Annotated in this window: 19 protein-coding genes; 15 read left to right on the forward strand and 4 right to left on the reverse strand. The window is 72.0% G+C overall.

The genetic code is table 11. The features are described 5' to 3' along the window. The first annotated feature begins 76 nt into the window (after nucleotides 1-76). Together ACH47X_RS25680 and ACH47X_RS25685 are read left to right on the forward strand one after the other, a co-directional pair. Nucleotides 77-997: an ABC transporter ATP-binding protein gene (locus ACH47X_RS25680; protein WP_036961012.1), complete on the forward strand. Its 921-nt coding sequence runs from the start codon at nucleotides 77-79 to the stop codon at nucleotides 995-997. Next, complete coding sequence (locus tag ACH47X_RS25685; protein ID WP_397408103.1) at nucleotides 994-2,133, forward strand: ABC transporter permease; 1,140 nt, start codon at nucleotides 994-996, stop codon at nucleotides 2,131-2,133. Before ACH47X_RS25680 ends, ACH47X_RS25685 begins: the two co-directional genes overlap by 4 nt. 3 nt (nucleotides 2,134-2,136) lie before the next feature. On the opposite strand, the gene ACH47X_RS25690 is transcribed toward ACH47X_RS25685, so the two are convergent. Both ACH47X_RS25690 and recR read right to left on the reverse strand, forming a co-directional pair. Further along, nucleotides 2,137-2,706: a DUF5063 domain-containing protein gene (locus tag ACH47X_RS25690; protein WP_026366133.1), complete on the reverse strand. Its 570-nt coding sequence runs from the start codon at nucleotides 2,704-2,706 to the stop codon at nucleotides 2,137-2,139. 12 nt (nucleotides 2,707-2,718) lie between these two features. Next, nucleotides 2,719-3,342: a recombination mediator RecR gene (gene recR / locus ACH47X_RS25695; protein ID WP_397408106.1), complete on the reverse strand. Its 624-nt coding sequence runs from the start codon at nucleotides 3,340-3,342 to the stop codon at nucleotides 2,719-2,721. Between the two features lie 83 nt (nucleotides 3,343-3,425). Here recR and ACH47X_RS25700 point away from each other — a divergent pair, with 83 nt between their 5' ends. The 13 genes from ACH47X_RS25700 (at nucleotide 3,426) to ACH47X_RS25760 (ending at nucleotide 15,632) form a co-directional block, all read left to right on the forward strand. Next, nucleotides 3,426-4,199 carry a TSUP family transporter gene (locus tag ACH47X_RS25700; RefSeq protein WP_397408108.1) on the forward strand — a complete coding sequence of 258 codons (774 nt, stop codon included), beginning with the start codon at nucleotides 3,426-3,428 and terminating at the stop codon, nucleotides 4,197-4,199. Nucleotides 4,200-4,325: 126 nt separating this feature from the next. Continuing rightward, nucleotides 4,326-5,603 carry an aspartate kinase gene (locus ACH47X_RS25705; protein WP_397408110.1) on the forward strand — a complete coding sequence of 426 codons (1,278 nt, stop codon included), beginning with the start codon at nucleotides 4,326-4,328 and terminating at the stop codon, nucleotides 5,601-5,603. Nucleotide 5,604: 1 nt separating this feature from the next. Beyond that, a complete protein-coding gene (locus ACH47X_RS25710) occupies nucleotides 5,605-6,711 on the forward strand; it encodes an aspartate-semialdehyde dehydrogenase (protein ID WP_397408112.1) in 1,107 nt (368 codons plus the stop codon). A 135-nt stretch (nucleotides 6,712-6,846) separates the two neighbouring features. Continuing rightward, a complete protein-coding gene (locus ACH47X_RS25715; protein ID WP_036961028.1) occupies nucleotides 6,847-7,221 on the forward strand; it encodes a GntR family transcriptional regulator in 375 nt (124 codons plus the stop codon). Further along, nucleotides 7,218-8,168 (forward strand): ATP-binding cassette domain-containing protein, encoded by a 951-nt coding sequence (locus ACH47X_RS25720; protein ID WP_397408114.1) that lies wholly within the window; start codon nucleotides 7,218-7,220, stop codon nucleotides 8,166-8,168. Before ACH47X_RS25715 ends, ACH47X_RS25720 begins: the two co-directional genes overlap by 4 nt. Further along, a complete protein-coding gene (locus tag ACH47X_RS25725; protein ID WP_397408117.1) occupies nucleotides 8,165-8,911 on the forward strand; it encodes a hypothetical protein in 747 nt (248 codons plus the stop codon). Before ACH47X_RS25720 ends, ACH47X_RS25725 begins: the two co-directional genes overlap by 4 nt. 11 nt (nucleotides 8,912-8,922) lie before the next feature. Next, nucleotides 8,923-9,729, forward strand: coding sequence for a hypothetical protein (locus ACH47X_RS25730; protein ID WP_397408119.1), 807 nt, complete (start codon nucleotides 8,923-8,925; stop codon nucleotides 9,727-9,729). Between the two features lie 28 nt (nucleotides 9,730-9,757). Further along, nucleotides 9,758-10,741 carry an ABC transporter ATP-binding protein gene (locus ACH47X_RS25735; RefSeq protein WP_397408121.1) on the forward strand — a complete coding sequence of 328 codons (984 nt, stop codon included), beginning with the start codon at nucleotides 9,758-9,760 and terminating at the stop codon, nucleotides 10,739-10,741. Further along, nucleotides 10,738-11,541, forward strand: a complete 804-nt coding sequence (locus ACH47X_RS25740; RefSeq protein ID WP_397408124.1) for an ABC transporter permease — start codon at nucleotides 10,738-10,740, stop codon at nucleotides 11,539-11,541. The genes ACH47X_RS25735 and ACH47X_RS25740 overlap by 4 nt, the downstream gene beginning before the upstream one ends. 31 nt (nucleotides 11,542-11,572) lie before the next feature. Continuing rightward, nucleotides 11,573-12,307, forward strand: a complete 735-nt coding sequence (locus ACH47X_RS25745; protein ID WP_397408126.1) for a glutamine amidotransferase — start codon at nucleotides 11,573-11,575, stop codon at nucleotides 12,305-12,307. A 270-nt stretch (nucleotides 12,308-12,577) separates the two neighbouring features. After that, nucleotides 12,578-13,690, forward strand: coding sequence for a 3-deoxy-7-phosphoheptulonate synthase (locus tag ACH47X_RS25750; protein WP_397408127.1), 1,113 nt, complete (start codon nucleotides 12,578-12,580; stop codon nucleotides 13,688-13,690). A gap of 66 nt (nucleotides 13,691-13,756) precedes the next feature. Beyond that, nucleotides 13,757-14,380 carry a hypothetical protein gene (locus ACH47X_RS25755; protein ID WP_397408129.1) on the forward strand — a complete coding sequence of 208 codons (624 nt, stop codon included), beginning with the start codon at nucleotides 13,757-13,759 and terminating at the stop codon, nucleotides 14,378-14,380. A 247-nt stretch (nucleotides 14,381-14,627) separates the two neighbouring features. Beyond that, nucleotides 14,628-15,632, forward strand: coding sequence for a LamG-like jellyroll fold domain-containing protein (locus ACH47X_RS25760; protein WP_397408131.1), 1,005 nt, complete (start codon nucleotides 14,628-14,630; stop codon nucleotides 15,630-15,632). Between the two features lie 3 nt (nucleotides 15,633-15,635). Here ACH47X_RS25760 and ACH47X_RS25765 read toward each other — a convergent pair whose 3' ends face one another. After that, complete coding sequence (locus tag ACH47X_RS25765; RefSeq protein WP_397408133.1) at nucleotides 15,636-17,033, reverse strand: DUF4232 domain-containing protein; 1,398 nt, start codon at nucleotides 17,031-17,033, stop codon at nucleotides 15,636-15,638. A gap of 22 nt (nucleotides 17,034-17,055) precedes the next feature. Next, nucleotides 17,056-18,291 (reverse strand): NAD(P)/FAD-dependent oxidoreductase, encoded by a 1,236-nt coding sequence (locus ACH47X_RS25770; RefSeq protein ID WP_397408134.1) that lies wholly within the window; start codon nucleotides 18,289-18,291, stop codon nucleotides 17,056-17,058. Between the last annotated feature and the right edge of the window lie 300 nt (nucleotides 18,292-18,591).

Below are 18,591 nucleotides of genomic sequence, written 5' to 3' on the forward strand. Positions count from 1 at the left end.
GTCATCCCCAGGTCGTACGCGCGGTTCATCCTGGGGCCTGACGGCCCGGATCCGCGGGGCGCGCTAGTGTCCCCGCATGACACCAGACGGTGGTATCCGCGCGCAGGGCGTGCGGCGTTCGTTCGGACCGGTCCATGCCGTGGCCGACGTCGACCTGGTCGCCGCACCGGGCCGGGTCACCGCGCTCATCGGCCCCAACGGGTCGGGCAAGACGACCCTCCTGCTCATGCTCGCGGGGCTGCTGACGCCCGACGCGGGCACCATCAGCATCGCCGGGGCCGACCCGGTGACCCAGAACTACGCCGCGCGCTCGCGGACGGGCTGGATGCCGGACGTCTTCGGCACCTGGGACTCGCTGACCGCGCGCGAGGTGCTGACCACGGTCGCGGCGGCCTACCGGATCGACGCCGCGACCGGCCGCGCCCGCGCGGGCGAGCTGCTCGAGCTGGTCCACCTCTCCGAGTTCGCCGACCAGCCCGCGCACGTCCTGTCCCGTGGCCAGAAGCAGCGGTTGGGCCTGGCCCGGGCGCTGGTGCACGACCCCGACGTCCTGCTGCTCGACGAGCCTGCCTCCGGGCTGGACCCGCGCTCCCGCGTGGACCTGCGCGTGCTCGTGCGTCGGCTGGCCGCGGAGGGCAAGACGGTGCTGGTCTCCTCGCACGTGCTCACCGAGCTCGACGAGATGGCCGACGACGCCGTGTTCATCTCGCGCGGGCGCACGGTCGCCACGCAGTCGGTGGCCGACGGCGACCGGCCGCGCGAGTGGCGGGTGACCGCGCTCGACCCCGCGGCGCTCACGGCCTGGCTGGACGAGAACGGCCCGGCCTACCGCCGCGAGGGCGACAGCCCTGCCGTGCTGGTCGAGCTCGCCGGGGACGCCGCGGCCGCCGCACTGCTGCGGTCGGCGGTCGAGGCCGGGATCGACGTGTCGAGCCTCGCCCCCGCGGGCGGCGTGCTGGAGCAGGCCTACCTGGCCCTTGAGGAGGAGCGGCGATGAGCGCTGACGTGGAAGTTGTGGAGCAGGCACCAGCCCCGGTGCCCGGCACGCGCGGCACCTGGTCCCTGTCCTGGCACGGCCTGCGCACCGTCACGGTGCTGGAGCTGCGCCAGCGCGTGCGCTCCACGCGGTGGAAGACCGCGCTGATCGTCTGGTTCCTCGTGGTCGGCCTGATCACGATGCTGACCACCGGGGCGTTCGCCATCATCTCCGGCGACGGCAGCACCGACGAGACGTTCGGCGGGACGGTCTACAGCATCGTCGTCGGCTTCGTGCTGTTCCTCGGGCTGCTCGTGGCGCCCACCCTGTCGTCGGGCGCGATCAACGGCGACCGGAACGCCGGCACGCTCGCGACGCTGCAGGTCACCCTGCTGACGCCCGCCGAGATCGTGCTCGGCAAGCTCGCCGCCGCCTGGATCGCGGCGCTCGCGTTCCTCGTGGCCAGCATCCCGTTCCTGGTCTGGGCGCTGGTCGGCGGCGGCGTGTCCTGGTTCGCACTGCTCACCACGGTGCTCATGCTGGCGCTCGTGCTCGGCGTGGTGTGCGCCATCGGGCTCGGCTTCTCGGCCGTGGTCTCCAAGACCTCGGGGTCCGCGGTGCTCACCTACCTCACGGTCGGCGGGATCACCGCCGTGCTGCCGATCCTGTTCGGTCTGCTCGTCCCCGCCACGACGACCACCGAGAGCGTGCGGGTGTGGGCCGTCGAGGCCGGATACACCTGGGAGGAGACCACCGCGCCCGAGTGCGAGTGGCAGACCCAGGAGATCGACGTCTGGCACAGCGAGCGCACGTGGTGGCTGCTCGCGCCCAACCCGTTCGTCGTGGTCGCCGACGCGCAGCCGCTCGGCGACCCGGAGACGCTCGGCGAGGACGAGAACATGCTCGCCGTGCTGCAGTACGGCGTCCGGTACGCGCGCACCGGCGACTCCGGACCACGGGACTGGTGCACGGGCATGTACATGGACGAGGGCCCGCAGCCCGAGTCGCCCGTGGAGCCGGTCCGGGTCACCGACCAGCTCGTCTGGCCCTGGGGCCTCGGGTTCGACCTGCTGCTCGGCGCGGCCGGCGTGATCGTCGCCGTGAACCGGCTGCGGGTCCCGACCGCGCGACTCGCGCAGGGGACCCGCGTCGCCTGACCGTCAGGAGTGGAGGGCGTCGTACTCCGCCTCGGCGGCGACGTCGTCCTCCACGTCCAGGCGCAGGTGCGCCAGCAGCACCTGCAGCACCCGCAGGGCCGACGCCGCGCGCTCGCCCCACAGGGAGAAGTAGGAGAACTGCCACCACCACAGGGCCTCGAGCTCGTGGCCGCCGTCGAAGTGCTGCAGGCCCTTGGCCAGGGCCTCGGCGACGCAGGCCAGGTCGCCGGACAGCGACGCGGCGCCGACGTCCTCGCCCAGCACGGGGTCCACGACCTCGGTGTAGTCGTCGAACCCGTCGAACATCTTCGACAGGGCCTCGCGCAGCGGGTCGAGGTCGGTGTCGGGGCCGGCGTCCGGCTCGTAACGCTCCTTGGGCACCACGTCCACGATCGCCGCGAGCCGCGCCCCGGCGGCCAGCAGGTCCGACGTCGCCAGCACGAGCAGCGAGAGCTCCGCCCCCGGCATCCCGCCCGAGGCGACCTGCGTCACCGTCGACAGGAACGTCCGTGCCTGTACGGACACCTGGTCAGCGACCTCTCGGAGGTCCGACCCGGGCGTGATCTCGCTCATCGTGATCCCCACCTACTTGTCGTTGCCGATGCTCTTGTCGTTGGCGATAACGCGGCGGCCTTCGAACGCGCGACCGAGGGTCACCTCGTCCGCGTACTCCAAGTCTCCACCCACCGGCAGACCCGAGGCCAGCCGCGAGACAGTGATACCCATATGGCCCATCAGTCGGGAAAGATAGGTCGCCGTGGCCTCTCCCTCGACGTTCGGGTCGGTGGCGAGGATGACCTCCTTGACCGTCCCGTCCGCGAGCCGGGCCAGGAGCTCGCTGATGCGCAGGTCGTCCGGTCCCACGTTCTCGATGGGATTGATGGCCCCGCCGAGCACGTGGTAGCGGCCCCGGAACTCGCGCGTGCGCTCGATGGCGACCACGTCCTTGGGCTCCTCGACGACGCAGATCACCTCGTCGCTGCGCCGCGGGTCGAGGCAGATGCGGCAGCGCTCGGCCTCGGCCACGTTGCCGCACAGCTCGCAGAACCGCACGCGCAGCTTCACCTCGGTGAGCGCGTCGACCAGCCGCTTGACCTCGTGGTTGTCCGTGGCAAGCAGGTGGAACGCGATGCGCTGCGCACTCTTGGGCCCGACGCCGGGAAGCCGGCCGAGCTCGTCGATCAGGTCTTGGACCGCGCCTTCGTACACAAGAGGTCAGCCTACGGGGCGGCACCGACATGCGGGCGCGAGACGAGACCGGGTGAAGCGCGCGGTTCACGCACAATGCACGGGTGCCCGAACTCGATCTGACGACCATCGCCCTCCTCCTGCTCGCCGGCCTCGCCGCCGGGTGGGTCGACGCCGTGGTCGGCGGGGGAGGGCTGATCCAGCTCCCCGCGCTGCTGCTCGTCCCCGGGATCAGCCCCGTGCAGGCCCTGGCGACCAACAAGCTCGCCAGCATCATGGGCACGTCCACCAGCGCCCTCACCTTCTACCGGCGTGTCCAGCCCGACCTGCGCACCGCCGGGCCCATGGCGCTCGCGGCCCTGGCCGGCGCCTTCGGAGGCGCGGTCGGGGCGTCGCACATCCCCGCCCAGCTCTTCAAGCCGATCATCCTCGTGGTGCTCGTCGGCGTGCTGGCCTGGACCCTGCTCAAGCCGAACGTCGGGCAGCACGACGACCTGAGGTGGGTCGGCAACGGGCACCGGCGCATCGCCGCCCTGATCGGCCTGCTGATCGGCGCGTACGACGGGCTGCTCGGCCCCGGAACAGGCACATTCCTGGTGATCAGCCTGGTGAGCTTCCTCGGCTACTCGTTCCTCCCGGCGTCGGCCATCGCCAAGATCGTGAACTTCGCGACCAACCTGGGCGCGCTGCTCTTCTTCGTCCCGAGCGGCGCCGTGATCTGGGCCCTCGGCCTGGGGATGGGCGTGGCCAACATCATCGGCGCCTACATCGGCGCCCGGATGGCCGTGGCCAAGGGATCGAAGTTCGTCCGCGTCGTCTTCGTCGTCGTGGTCGGGGCCCTGATCGCCCGCCTGGCCTGGGACGTCTTCGCGGGTTAGACGCCGCCGTCCCGCACGGTGAACGCCGAAGCGCCCGGAATTCCCGCCGTCGTACCATCGATGCGCAAACCCAACCACCCGGCGGGCCGTTGAGACAGACGGAGGCCGGCAACGGAAGGCAGGCGCATGGCACTTGTCGTGCAGAAGTACGGTGGATCCTCGGTCGGGGACGCGCGCAGCGTGAAGCGCGTCGCCAAGCGGATCGCCGAGGCCAAGCGAGCGGGCAACGACGTGGTCGTGGTGGTGAGCGCCATGGGCGACACCACCGACGAGCTCCTCGACCTCGCCCAGCAGATCACCCCGCTCCCACCGCAGCGGGAGCTCGACATCCTCCTCACCGCCGGCGAGCGCATCTCGATGTCGCTGCTCGCGATGGCGATCACCAACCTGGGCGTGAAGGCCAAGTCCTACACGGGCCAGCAGGCCGGCGTCATCACGGACGCCGTGCACGGACGGGCACGCATCGTCGACGTCGTGCCGCACCGCATCCGCGAGACCCTGAACAAGGGCCAGGTCGCGATCGTGGCCGGCTTCCAGGGCGTCACCGAGTCCACCAACGACGTCACCACCCTGGGCCGCGGTGGCTCCGACACCACTGCCGTGGCGCTCGCCGCCGGCCTGAACGCGGACGTCTGCGAGATCTACACCGACGTGGACGGCGTGTTCACGGCCGACCCGCGCATCGTCCCCGCCGCCCGGAAGATCGACCAGGTCTCCTACGAGGAGATGCTCGAGCTCGCGGCCAGCGGCGCCAAGGTGCTGGCGCTGCGCAGCGTGGAGTACGCGCGCCGCTACGGCGTGCCGGTGCACGTGCGCAGCTCGTTCAGCGCCCACGACGGCACGCGCGTGGTCGCGGCCGAGAAGAAGTCGAAGGAGAACGCCATGGAAGCCCCGATCATCTCCGGTGTCGCGCACGACCGCTCCGAGTCCAAGATCACCGTGATCGGCGTGCCGGACGTGCCCGGCATGGCCGCCCGCATCTTCGAGGTCGTGGCCGGCGCGGGTGCCAACATCGACATGATCGTGCAGAACGTCTCGGCCGCGGCCACGGGCCTCACCGACATCTCGTTCACGCTGCCGGACGGCGACGGCCCCGCCACCATGGCGGCCCTCACCGCGGTGCAGGGCGAGCTGGCCTTCGACTCGCTGCAGTTCGACGACCAGATCGGCAAGCTGTCGCTCGTGGGCGCCGGCATGAAGTCGCACCCGGGCGTCTCGGCGCGGCTCTTCGGCGCGCTGCGGGACGCCGGCATCAACATCGAGATGATCTCCACCTCGGAGATCCGGATCTCCGTGGTGACCCGCGCGGACTCGCTGGACGACGCGGTGCGCGCCGTGCACACCGCGTTCGAGCTCGACGCGTCCGACGGCGAGGCCGTCGTCTACGCGGGAACGGGGCGCTGACATGGCCGACATCTCCGATCAGGGCGTGAACGTCGCCGTCGTCGGCGCCACCGGCCAGGTGGGCGCCGTCATGCGCCGGCTGCTGGAGGAGCGCGAGTTCCCCGTCGCGGCGATCCGGTTCTTCGCCTCGGCCCGCTCGGCGGGCACCACCCTCCCGTTCGCGGGCGTGGACGTGCCGGTCGAGGACGTCGCCGCGACGTCGACCGACGATCTGGCCGACATCGACATCGCCCTCTTCTCCGCGGGCGGCGGCACGTCGCGCGAGCACGCGCCCCGGTTCGCCGACGCGGGCGCCCTGGTGATCGACAACTCGTCGGCCTGGCGGCGGGACCCCGAGGTCCCGCTCGTGGTCTCCGAGGTGAACCCCGACGCGATCGGGGACGCCGTCAAGGGCATTGTCGCCAACCCGAACTGCACCACGATGGCCGCGATGCCGGTGCTGGCGCCCCTGGCGCGGGCGGCGGGTCTGGAGCGGCTGCGCGTGGCCACCTACCAGGCGGTGTCCGGTTCCGGCCTGGCCGGCGTGGCCGAGCTGGCGGGGCAGGTGCGCGCCGCCGTCGGGCAGGAGATCGAGGGCCTGGTGCGCGACGGCCGGTCCGTCGACCTGCCCGATCCCGCGATCTACGCCGCACCGATCGCGTTCAACGTGCTGCCGCTGGCCGGCAACCTGGTCGACGACGGTTCGGGCGAGACCGACGAGGAGCAGAAGCTCCGCCACGAGTCCCGCAAGATCCTGGGCCTGCCCGACCTGGCCGTGGCCGGCACCTGCGTGCGGGTGCCGGTGTTCACGGGGCACTCGCTGTCGATCCACGCCGAGTTCGGGCAGGCCATCACTCCGGACGAGGCCCGCAAGCTGCTGGCCGACGCGCCGGGTGTCCAGCTGGCCGAGGTGCCGACGCCGCTCGCGGCGGCCGGCGTCGACCCGTCCCTGGTGGGTCGGATCCGGCAGGACCAGTCCGTGCCGGACGACCGCGGTCTGGTGCTGTTCGTCAGCAACGACAACCTGCGCAAGGGCGCTGCGCTGAACGCCATCCAGATCGCGGAGCTCATCGCCCACGACCTGGCGGAGCTGGCGGCGCTCGACGCCGCGGAGGCCGCCGACACATAGGAAGGCGCGGCGCGCACGCCGGGAGGGGCGGGACGGACCACGGTCCGTCCCGCCCCTCTTTCGTCTCCCCCTTGCGCGCGCATCCGGTTCTATGGTTCATTAGTCGAGTAACGAACCAATGGAGGGGGTGAGCCGGTGTTCGACGGGCCCGAGCCGATCTACATCCAGATCGCGCAGATGATCCGTGCACAGGTACTCGCCGGTGAGCTGAAGGAGGAGGAACAGGTCATGTCCACCACACAGTTCGCGACGACGTTCCGCATCAACCCGGCGACCGCCCAGAAGGCGTTCGCCGGTCTGGTCGAGGAGGGCGTGCTCTACAAGCGCCGCGGTCTGGGCATGTTCGTCGCGCCGCAGGCTCGGGAGCGTCTGCTCGCGGACCACCGCAAGCGCTATTTCGAGGAGGTCCTGGCGCCCGCGCTGCAGCAGGCGGACATCCTCGGCATCCCGACCGAGGACGTCGTCGCCTACGTCCTGGGTGCCGACAAGAAGAAGACGGAGGAGTCATGACGACGACCGCACCTTTCGGGGCGCGCCTGGACGACGTCGTCGTCCACTTCGGCAGGAGTCACCGGGTGCTGCAGAACGGCACCATGGTCCGGGACGAGGCGAGCACGGCGCTCGACGGCGCCTCGCTCACGATCCGCCCCGGCGCCATCACCGGAGTCCTGGGCCGCAACGGTGCCGGCAAGACGACGATGCTCTCGCTGCTGGCGGCGTTCACCCGCCCCACCAGCGGTAGCGTCCTGGTCGGGCCCGAGGGCGCGCAGGAGGACCCGTGGGAGAACCCGTGGATCACCTCCGGTACGCAGCTCGTCCGCGAGAGCGGCGACCTGATGACCGACGAGAAGGTCTCCACCTCGCTCAAGTACTACGCCGACATGCGGCCGAGCTGGAGCGCCGACACGGCCGAGCGTCTGCTGGACCTGTTCGAGGTCGACGTCCGCAAGAAGCCGTCGGCGCTGTCGCGCGGCAAGCGGTCCGCGGTCGGGGCCAGCATCGGCCTGGCCACGCGCGCGCCGCTGACCATCTTCGACGAGGTCTACCTCGGCATGGACGCCCCCACGCGGTACGCGTTCTACGACGAGCTCCTCGCCGACTACGCCGAGCACCCCCGCACGATCCTGCTGTCCAGCCACCTGGTCGAGGAGGTCGAGCGCCTGTTCGAGGAGGTCGTCGTGATCGACCGGGGCCGGGTGCTCCTGGCCGAGCCCGCCGACGAGATGCGGGCGCGCGGGTTCAGCCTCACCGGTACCAAGGACGCCGTCGAGCGCATCGCGGGCGGACGCCGCGTGCTGCACCGCCAGCAGCTCGGCGCGACCGTGCAGGTCACGCTGGAGGGTGCGCTCGAGGACACCGAGCGGGCCGCCGCGCGCGAGGCGGGCGTCGAGGTCGGCTCCGTGCCGGTGCAGGACCTCTTCGTGCGCCTCACCGGCTCCGGGAACGTGCCGTCATGAGCGCGGCGACGGCCCTGGTGCGCGATGCCGACCAGCGCGGCGCCCGGCGGGCGGCCGGCGTCACGGTCCGCGTCGTCGCCACCATCGGCGCGTGGTACTGGGCGATCTTCGTGGTCGTGGCCGCCGCGGTCATCGTCGGCAGCGACCGGTTCGGCTCCGGTCTGGACCAGGGCGTCCTCGACGCCCAGATGGGCGGCCCGTCCCGCTGGTTCCTCCTGGTGCTCGGCATCATCATCCCGGCGGCCTACCTCCGGCTGCACGTCGCGGCCGGCGGCACCCGCCGGTCCCTCGCGGTCGGCACCGTCCAGGGCGCCCTCGTCGGCGGCGTGCTCATCGGGCTCGTCACGGCGGTCTACCTGCTCGGCGAGCGCGCGCTGTTCGCCGCGCTCGACCAGCCCTGGGTCCGCGAGTTCGGGCTGCCGGTGGACGGCGTCGCCGGTGTCGCGCTCACGGTGCTGTCCGAGGCCCTCGTCGCCGCGACGTACTACCTGGCCGGCGCCGCGATCTCGGCCGGCTACTACCGGCTCGGTGTGGTGCGCGGCTCCCTCTACCTGCTCGCCGCGCTCGTGCCGGCGGCCCTGGCCGACCTGTCCACCCACACCGGCGTCACCACTCTGGTCGTCGGCACGGAGAACCTGCCCGGCGTCCTGCTCGGGCTGGCGGGCGGCGCCGTCGCGGTCGCCCTGGCGGCCTGGCTGTTCAGCACGCCTGTCCGAACCGTCCACCTGCGGCCATCCCTCTGAGGAGGACGACGATGACAACACCGACCATCGAGGAGACCGCGATGAGCCGCACCCGGCTCGCCCGGGCCGCGCACCTGCGGGGCGTCGCCGGCGTGGCCCGGAGGCTCCGCGTATCGGGCCTCACCATCGGCATCTGGTTCTGGGGCATCTACGCGCTGTACGCCGTGGGGATCAGCGTCGGCAACGCCGCGGCCGGCAACGACCTGGAGATCAGCGCGCTCGATGCGACGCTCGGCGCGGCGCGCTGGCCCATGATCGCGCTCGGCGTCATGGTCCCCTCCGGGATCCTGGCGATGCACGTCTCCGCCGGCGGCAGCCGCCGGTCCCTGTTCGACGGCGTGCTGCGCGGCGCGCTCGTCGTCGGCGGCGTCCTCGGCGTCGTGACCACGCTCGCGCTGCTCGGCGAACGACTGCTGAGCACGTCGCTGGGCATGAGCTGGCGCCGCCTCGGCGCGCTGCCCTTCGACTCGCCCCTGGCTGTGCTCGGCACCACCGTCGCCGAGGGCCTCGTGCTCGTCACCTACATCCTGGTGGGCGCCTGCATCGGCACCGGCTTCCGCCACGCCGGGGCCTGGGGCACGCTCCTGATCGTCCCGCTCGCCCTGCCCGCCGTGCTCACCGACATCGCCACCCGGACCGGTGTCATCGGCGCCATCGCCAACGTCCAGCTCGTGCCCGACATCGACCACGCCGAGGTGCCGCCGGGCGAGGGCCTCGCAACCATGCTGATCGGCCTCGGCGGTTCCGCCCTCGCGGTCGTAATCGCCGCGGTCGTGCTCCGCGCCCTGCTGCGCACCGTCCCGGTGCGTCCCGCCTGACCCCCCCCACGATCTTGAAGGAGCGACCATGACGTCCCCAGTCGTCGAAGTCCGCAACCTCCGCAAGACCTATCCCGGCGCCGGCCGCGGCGCCGCCCCCAAGACCGCCGTCGCCGACGTGTCCTTCCAGGTGGCCCGCGGCGAGATCTTCGGGATCCTCGGACCCAACGGGGCCGGGAAGACCACCACGGTCGAGTGCCTCGCCGGGCTGCGGCACGCCGACGGCGGCACCATCCGGGTGCTGGGCCACGACCCCCAGGCCGACCCCACCGCCGTCCGCGAGCACGTGGGCGTGCAGCTCCAGGAGGCCGCCCTGCACGACAAGATCACCGTCGGCGAGGCGCTCGACGTCTTCGGGTCCTTCTACCCGCAGCGGGCGGACTCGGCCGAGCTCCTCGGCCTGCTCGACCTGACCGCCCACCGCGACCAGCAGTTCGGCAAGCTCTCCGGGGGCCAGAAGCAGCGGCTCTCCATCGCGCTCGCCCTGGTGGGCCGGCCGCAGGTGGCGATCCTCGACGAGCTCACCACCGGCCTCGACCCCGCGGCGCGGCGCGCCACCTGGGACCTCGTCGAACGGGTCCGCGACTCGGGCGTCACCGTGCTGCTGGTCACCCACTTCATGGACGAGGCCGAACGGCTCTGCGACCGGCTCGTGGTCATCGACGCCGGCCGCGTCGTCGCCGAGGGCACGCCCGCCGCCCTCATCGAGGGCCTCGAGGGCCACCGCGGCGTGCGGCTCCGGTTCGCCGACGACGCCGCCCGCGCCCGCGCGGCCCAGCTGCTCACCGCGCTCTCCGAGCGGGACCCCGACGTCGTCGGCGTCGTCCCGGCCGGGGACGAGATCGAGGTGACCGGCACCCGCAAGGTGCTGTTCGCCGTCGTGCAGGCGCTCGCGGCCGCCGACGTCGTCCCCGACGACGTGCGGACCGTCGAGCGCACCCTGGAGGACGTGTTCGTGCAGGTCACCGGTCGTGCGTACCGGGCTGAGGAGAACGAGGAGGTGGCGGCATGACCGCCGTCGAGACCGCTGTCGCCCCGCGGGCCGGGATCAGGGCCCGGGGGTTCGGGAAGCTGTTCACCACGGAGCTCAAGGTCTGGCTGCGCGACCCCGCAGCGGTCTTCTTCGCACTCATCTTCCCCAGCATGCTGCTGCTCGGCCTCGGGCTGGCGATCCCCGACTTCTCGAAGCCGATGACCGACGCGCCGCCGCCCTGGAACGAGGCGCCCGGCGTGACCAGCTACCTGCCCACGATCATCGCGCTCGCGGTGGGGACCATCGCGCTGACCACCATGCCCGTGCAGTTCGCGACCTTCCGCGAGAAGGGCATCCTCAAGCGGCTCTCGACCACGCCGATGCCGCCGCGGAACCTGATCGGTGCGCACCTGGTGATCAATGTCCTGGCGCTCATCGTCTCCACGTGCGCGGCCGTGGTCGGCAGCATGGTGGTGCTGGGGGTCCCGTTCGCGGCCGACCCGCTGACGGTCCTGCTCGTGCTCGTGCTGTCGACGTCCGCCATGTTCTCGCTCGGGCTGCTCGTCGCGGCGCGGGCCGAGAAGGGCGCGACGGCGTCCGGGCTGGGCATGCTGCTCTACTTCCCGTCCCTGATGTTCTCCGGCGTGTGGGTCCCGCTGTCCGTCATGCCGGACTGGATGGAGACGATCGGTCTCTACCTGCCGCTCGGCGCGGCGGCCCAGGGGCTCACCGCCGGCTGGTTCGGCACCGACGGGTTCCCGCTGGCCCAGGTGCTCGTGCTGGTCGGCTGGACCGTGGTGCTCTTCCCGCTGGGCGTCAAGCTCTTCCGCTGGACGTGACCGCTGGTCAGGGGTCCCCTACGCTCGTGTCATGAAGCCGTTTCTGCTGCTCGCGACGCGTGCGGAGGACCTCGCCGCGGACGGTGAGTACGAGGCGTTCCGCCGGTACGGAGGCCTCGAACCGGAGCAGCTGCACCGCGTGCGTCTCGAGCGCGACCCGCTGCCGCCGGTCGACCTGGACGACTACTCGGGTGTCCTCGTCGGCGGGGGACCCTTCAACTCCTCGGACCCCGCGGAGCTGAAGGGTCCCGCGCAGCGGCGGGTCGAGGCCGAGCTGTCCGGGCTGCTCGACGAGATCGTGGCGCGTGACTTCCCGTTCCTGGGCGCCTGCTACGGCGTCGGCACCCTCGGGGCACACCAGGGCGCGGTGATCGACTCGACCTACGCCGAGCCCGTGGGACCCGTGACCATCGAGCTGGGCCCGGACGCCGCGGACGACCCGCTGCTGGCCGGGCTCCCGCAGTCGTTCGCCGCGTACGTCGGACACAAGGAGGCGGTCCGCAAGCTGCCCGACCACGCCGTGCTGCTGGCGTCGTCGGCCGGCTGCCCGGTCCAGATGTTCCGGATCAAGCAGAACCTGTACGCCACGCAGTTCCACCCCGAGCTCGACGGCCACGGCATCGACCAGCGGATCGCCGTCTACCGCGACTACGGCTACTTCCCGCCCGAGGAGGCGGAGGCGGTCCGGGAGCGCTGTCTCGCCGTGGAGGTCACGGAGCCGCTGCGCATCACGCGGGCGTTCGTGGAGCGGTACGCGCGTGTGTGACCGACCGCATCCTAAGACCCGGTGGACAGCCGCCAGGGGTGCGGCTACCGTTTTGGCCGTGGACATCCGTTGGTATTGGCGCTTTACGTCGGCTCCTGGTGGAGCTCGGCTGGCGCACGCCTGACCAACTTTCCACCCGGAGCCAGGGCCTGGGACGCCGATCGCGTCCAGGCCCTTCGTCTTTACCGAGACGGGCCGCTCCGGACAGGAGTCGGTGGCGGGCCGTCCGGTTCCTCGAACCAGACCCGCCAACTTGGAGCCCCGATCCCGATGAGCATCACCCCTGCGGAACCCAGCACCGAGGCGTCGACCGACCTCGGTACCCGCACCTCCGACCTGCGCATCCGCGCTCTCGACCCGCTGCCCGCCCCGCGCGGCCTGCTGGAGTCGATGCCGCTCGGCACGGCCCGCAGCGACCTCGTCACCACGTCCCGCCGCGAGGTGCGTGACGTCCTGACCGGCGAGGACGACCGTCTCCTGACGATCGTCGGTCCGTGCTCGGTGCACGACCCGGCCGCCGCGCTGGAGTACGCAGGACGGCTCGCCACGCTCCGGCGCGAGCTCTCCGACGACCTCGTCGTCGTGATGCGCGTGTACTTCGAGAAGCCGCGCACCACCGTGGGCTGGAAGGGTCTGATCAACGACCCGCACCTGGACGGCTCGCACGACGTGCGGCACGGCCTGAACCTGGCTCGCGAGGTGCTGCTCGGGGTGCTCGACGCCGGGGTGCCCGCCGCAACCGAGTTCCTGGAGCCCACCAGCCCGCAGTACATCGCGGACGCCGTGACCTGGGGCGCCATCGGTGCCCGCAACGTGGAGTCGCAGGTCCACCGCCAGCTCGCCTCGGGCCTGTCGATGCCGGTCGGGTTCAAGAACGCGACCGACGGCGACGTGCAGATCGCCGTGGACGGCTGCATCACCGCCGCCAGCGAGCACACCTTCTTCGGGGCCGACGCCGAGGGCCGCGCCGCCGCCGTCGAGACGACCGGCAACCCCGACTGCCACGTGATCCTGCGCGGCGGCCGCTCCGGCCCCAACTACTCGCAGGAGGACGTCGCCGCCGCCCTGCGCGTGACGCGCGGCTCCGGCCTCGGCGGGGCCGTCGAGACTGGCGTGATCGTCGACGCGAGCCACGCCAACTCGGGCAAGGACCACGTCCGCCAGGCCGGCGTCGTGCACGAGATCGCCAACCGCATCGCGGACGGCGAGCACGGCATCACGGGCCTCATGATGGAGAGCTTCCTGGAGGCCGGCGCGCAGCAGCCCGGCCCGCTGTCGGAGCTCGTCTACGGCCAGTCGGTCACGGACAAGTGCATGGACTGGGAGACCACGGAGGACCTGCTCCGCGACCTGGCCAAGGCGGTTCGCGAGCGGCGGGGCTGACCTCGCACGAGACCGGCCGGGCCCTGAGGCCCGGCCGGGTCTCGTCCTGCCGCCTATCCTGGGCGGATGGTGGATGTGGCGGCGGGGGCGACGGAGTCTGAGCGGCGGCGTCGGGGGCGGACGGCCTGGGTCGTGGGTGCGGTGGTCGTGGCGGCGCTGGTCGCGGGCATCGGCGGGTGGCAGTACGCGGCCCGCAACGCCCGGATCGTGGCGGAGGGCGCCACCCTGAGTGGAGGCATGGCGTTCCCGGACTGCCTTCCCCGGATGGCGCTGGCCGTGTACGGCACCGGCGACGACGTGGTCGTGGGGCAGACGGTGCGCAACCCGTCGCGGTGGCCGGTCACGGTGATCAGCTCCGATCCCGAGGTGTTCCGGTTCGAGGCGCTGAGCGATGATCCGGCGGACGACACCACGGTCTCGTCCGCCGACGGCGCCGCGCCCGCCGGCGCTTCCGGCACGGTGGTGCTGCCGCCGGGGCGGGGAGCCACGATGTGGATCGTGGACCCGCAGCGGTACAGCGTCCAGGACGCCTCCACCGTCTGGTACGAGTTCGACGGGGTACCCGTGACGCTCCGGACGCTCGGCGTGGCGCGTGAGGCGTCGATCCGGCTTCCCGGCACGCTCTACGTCGGCGGCGGCAAGGACGGCGAACGGCTCGGCGCGGCGCTGCAGGAGGCGTGCGACGCCTGACGGTCGCCTTTCGGTCAAACTGGGATAAAATCACCCCCAAGTTTTGTCGTGCCGACCGGGCCTGCGCCGTTACGGTCGAGGTGCCCCGGCAGACCATCATCCGAGGTCAGGCCTCTCTCCGTGGTGGAGCGCAGGTCCCGCCAGGGCTCGTCGAGAGGTTGGTGGTTCGCCCGTGCCCGAGAGTCCATGGATCCGACGTCGAGTCGCCGCGGTGGTCGCGGCACTGTCTCTGAGCGGAACGCTGCTTGTGCCCGGAGCCGTCGCTGCGGAGTACCCGGCCGCCGGGGCGGCGGCCGTAGCGGCGCAGGCCGCGCCGACGATCACACCGGTCGTGGGATACCCCGCCGTGTACGAGGAGGGAGTATCTGCCGGAGGCCCTGACGTGCCGGGCGCGTTCGCGCTGGCCGACGGCGGAAACGACGTCGCCTACTACCGCTACAAGTTCACCCCGGGGCCGCGCGGTGAGATCTCCCCCGGGGAGCTTCTCGAGTTCGCGCCCAGGCACGCCGGATCCACACAGCTCACGGTCAGCGCTGTGGACGCCGCGGGCATGGTGACCAGCGCACCGACCTACTCGTTCTCCGTCGAATCGCCGGCTACAGCCGGACGCTGGCTGTTCGACGAGGGAGAGGGCTCGACTGCGGTCAGTGAGGAGACGGGGGACACCCTCGCGCTCTCGAGCCTCGACCTCTGGGGTCCGGGTTCCAACTCGGAGCTGTTTCCCGACGACGACTTCGGGCTGGTTTTCGACGAACCCGCGGACTCGGCGGTCTCGTCCGGGCCGGTCGTCGATCCCACGGGTCTGTTCACGGTCTCGGCCGTGGTCAACCCCGATGACGCGGGTCCGGGACGTGTCGTGTCGCAGGGATCCGACTTCGAGCTGGCGGTCGTGACCTCGCCCGAGTGCCCCACGGCGACCGGCACCTGCTGGGCCTTCACGGTCGCGACAGGGGACGGAGCCGGATCGACCACGACCTATGCCGACGCCGAGCCACGCCCCGGCGTATGGAACGCCGTCACGGCGATCCGGAACCCGTACGCCGACGAGGTCCGGATGTACTTCTGTGAGTCGTACGTCGACACACCGCGACAGGTTGCCCAGGGCGCCGTCGACCCGCTGGGCGCGGGGTCGGGAGGCCCGTTGCTCGTCGGTGGCTCGGACTGGTCCGGAACCGTGGACCACGTCCGGGTTCTGAAGGGTTCGCCCGCCGACACCAAGATCACGCAGTGGTGCTTCGGCTCGACGTCGTGATCGTTAGTCGCCCTGCGTCCAGGGGCCGATCCGGACCTCGGCGCCGTCGAGCACGTCGAGGCCGGTCGCGGGGGTCCCGTCCGTCGTCACGTCGATCGGTACCGGGTCGGCGCGCGGCACCGTGGTGACCTCGATCGTCGTGGTGGTGTCCGGGTCGTTCGCCGTGGACATGGCGCGCCAGAGCAGCGGGGCGAGCACCGTCCCGCCGTCGGGCACCACCACGCGGCCGGGCACGACGCCCGGCTCGTACGGCTCGGTCGCGACGTCCGGCTGGGCCTCGCCGGCATCGTTCAGGAAGACCAACTCGGGCACGTTCTCGACCGCGCACGGCACGCCCGACACGTTGCTCGCGCGGACCGACGCGCCCCGCGTGCCCGCCGCGGAGTCCACGGCGCCGAACGTGACCGCCAGGTCCCGGGCGGTGCAGTCGGGGGCGGTGGGGTCCTCGGGCCACGGCTCGGCGTCGCCGAACGGCTCGAGGGTGTGGGGCGCGTACCCGGCGGGTTCCACGCCGGACACCCAGCCGGTCGTCTCGGCGTACGCGGCATCCATGACCGTGTAGGCGACCGGGTGGTCCGCCGTTGCGAAGTCCTGGGTCTCGAGCCATCCGTGCAGGTCGGTGAGGTTCTGTGACCCTGCCTCGGCGTCGGACCGGAGGGTGAGCCGCTGTTCCTGGGAGAGGTAGGTGGCATCCACGACGCCGGGCCGGGCTGCCGCGGCGACGAGCAGCCGGACGGCGTCGACGTCGGGCACGCGGGTCGCGGCCCGGTAGAGGACGCCGGGAGCCTGGAGCTCGACGCCGCGGTCCAGATCCTCTGCTGCGCGGGCGATCTCGAGAAAGTCGTCGCGGGTCGCGGCGGACACGTGGGCGGTCGCGGCGAGCGGGTCGTCGTCCCATGAACCGTCGCCACCGCCGCCGAGGCCGAGGTCCACGGTGGTGGCTCCCGCCGCGAGGAGGCCGAAGCCGTCCTCCACGGCATCGGCCACGACCTCCGAGGTCGTGTCCGGTCCGGCGCTGACACCGAGCCCCGGACCGCCGACGAAGCTCGACGCCATGGTGATGTTCTCCCCGTCGTCCACGCTGCCCGCCGCGGCGACCAGGAGGCGGTGGGCCTCCCCGGCGGCCTCGCCCGCGGCGCGGGGTTCGAGTGTCCCTGCCAGGGTGACCTCGACGCTCACGGTGCTCGGCGTCGGCTCGGTCAGCTGCCCGAAGTTGCCCTGGACGGGCTCGGCTCCGCTGGGCGTCCGGGTGACCGCGACGTGGTCGACGCCGGGGAGCTCACGGACGGCGTCGGCCGCCGAGGTCACCTCGCCGGGCGGCACGTCGGCGGGTGGCGTGCATCCGGTCAGGACCAGCACGGAGACGGCGGCGAGGGTCAGGACCCGGTGGAGTGGCGGCACCCCGCGATCGTCCCACCGCACCTCAGCCCACGAAGGTGTCCAGCTCCTCGCGCGGAACCTTCCTCCGAGACCTGATCAGTTCCTCCACACGGTCCATCTGTTCCCACACGTTGACGGCCATCCCGGCCACGACCTGGCCGTCGAGCAGCCAGAACGCCACGAACTCGCGGGCGCTCAGGTCGCCGGAGACCACCACGTCGTCGTACCCGCCCGGCACGTCAACCCAGCCGGTGTACTCCATGCCGACGTCGTACTGGTCGCTGTAGAAGTAGGGCAGCCGGTCGAACGGCTCGGTGGCGCCGAGCATCGCGCGGCCTGCGTGGGCACCGGTCCGCTCCGCCGTCGCCCAGTGCTCCACCCGCAGGGGGCGCCCGTAGTGGGGTGAGGGGATGCTGGCGACGTCGCCTGCCGCGAAGATGTCGGGGTGCGACGTCGCGAGCGTGCCGTCCACGACGATGCCGCCGCCCTCCGAGGCGGGCCGCAGGTCGAGCCCGGCGACCTCCGCGAGCCCGATGTTCGGCGTGGCGCCGACGCCGACCACCACGACGTCGGCCCCGATCCGGGTGCCGTCCGACAGATCGACGCCGGTGACCCGGCCCTCCGCGCCCTGCAGCCCGGTGACGGAGGTGCGGCGCAGCAGGCGCACGTCGTGGTCGGCGTGCACGCCCGCGTAGAAGTCGCCCATCTCGGGTCCGAGCACGCGGCCCAGGGGGTGCGTCCCGCGGCCGACGATCGTGACGTCCAGCCCGAGGGTCCGGGCCGACGCCGCGACCTCGAGCCCGATCCAGCCGTCACCCACGACGGCGACCCGGCCGACGCCCTCCAGGGACGCCTCGAGCAGCATGCTGGAGATGCGGTCGGAGTCGTCGATGGTGCGCAGGTAGTGCACGCCGGCGAGGTCGGTGCCGGTGACGTCGAGCGGCCGCGGCGTCGACCCGGGCGCGAGGAGCAGCTTCGCGAAGGGGAGGGTGGCGCCGTCGGAGAGCGTCAGGGTGTGCGCGTCCGGGTTCAGCCCCACCACGGTCTCGTTGGTGCGGACGGTGACCTCGTGCTCGCGGTACCAGGCCTGGTCCAGCGGGAAGACGGCGTCGCGCTCGGCCTCGCCCCGCAGGTAGTCCTTGCTCAGGGGCGGGCGCTCGTACGGGTGGTGGGGCTCGCTCGTGACGACCACGAGATCGCCGCGGTACCCCTCCTTGCGCAGCGCTTCCGCGGCGCGGGCGGTCGTCAGTCCACCACCGATCAGAACGTACGGGTTCATCGGACGCCTCCTGGGGTCGGACTCCTGGGTAGGCGATCAGTCTTGCACCCGAGATGGATGCGGGCAGTCTGTCCACAGCCCGCGACGCGCGACCCGACGCACGAGGTGCCGCCGGACGACGTCGGCCCGCCCGACACCCGACGAAGGCCCCTCACCTTCGAGGCCTAAGTTTCTTCGCTTTGGGCCGTCCCAAAGCGAAGAAACTTAGGTGTGATGTCCAGGGAGGTTGTTCCTGGATTGGTGCGACACGCGGTCAGGGTTAGGGGCTGAGGAAGGCCTCCGGTAGTGGAGTGGAGTTGT

It is taken from the genome of Promicromonospora kroppenstedtii, assembly GCF_044389675.1.
Lineage (GTDB): Bacteria > Actinomycetota > Actinomycetes > Actinomycetales > Cellulomonadaceae > Promicromonospora > Promicromonospora kroppenstedtii.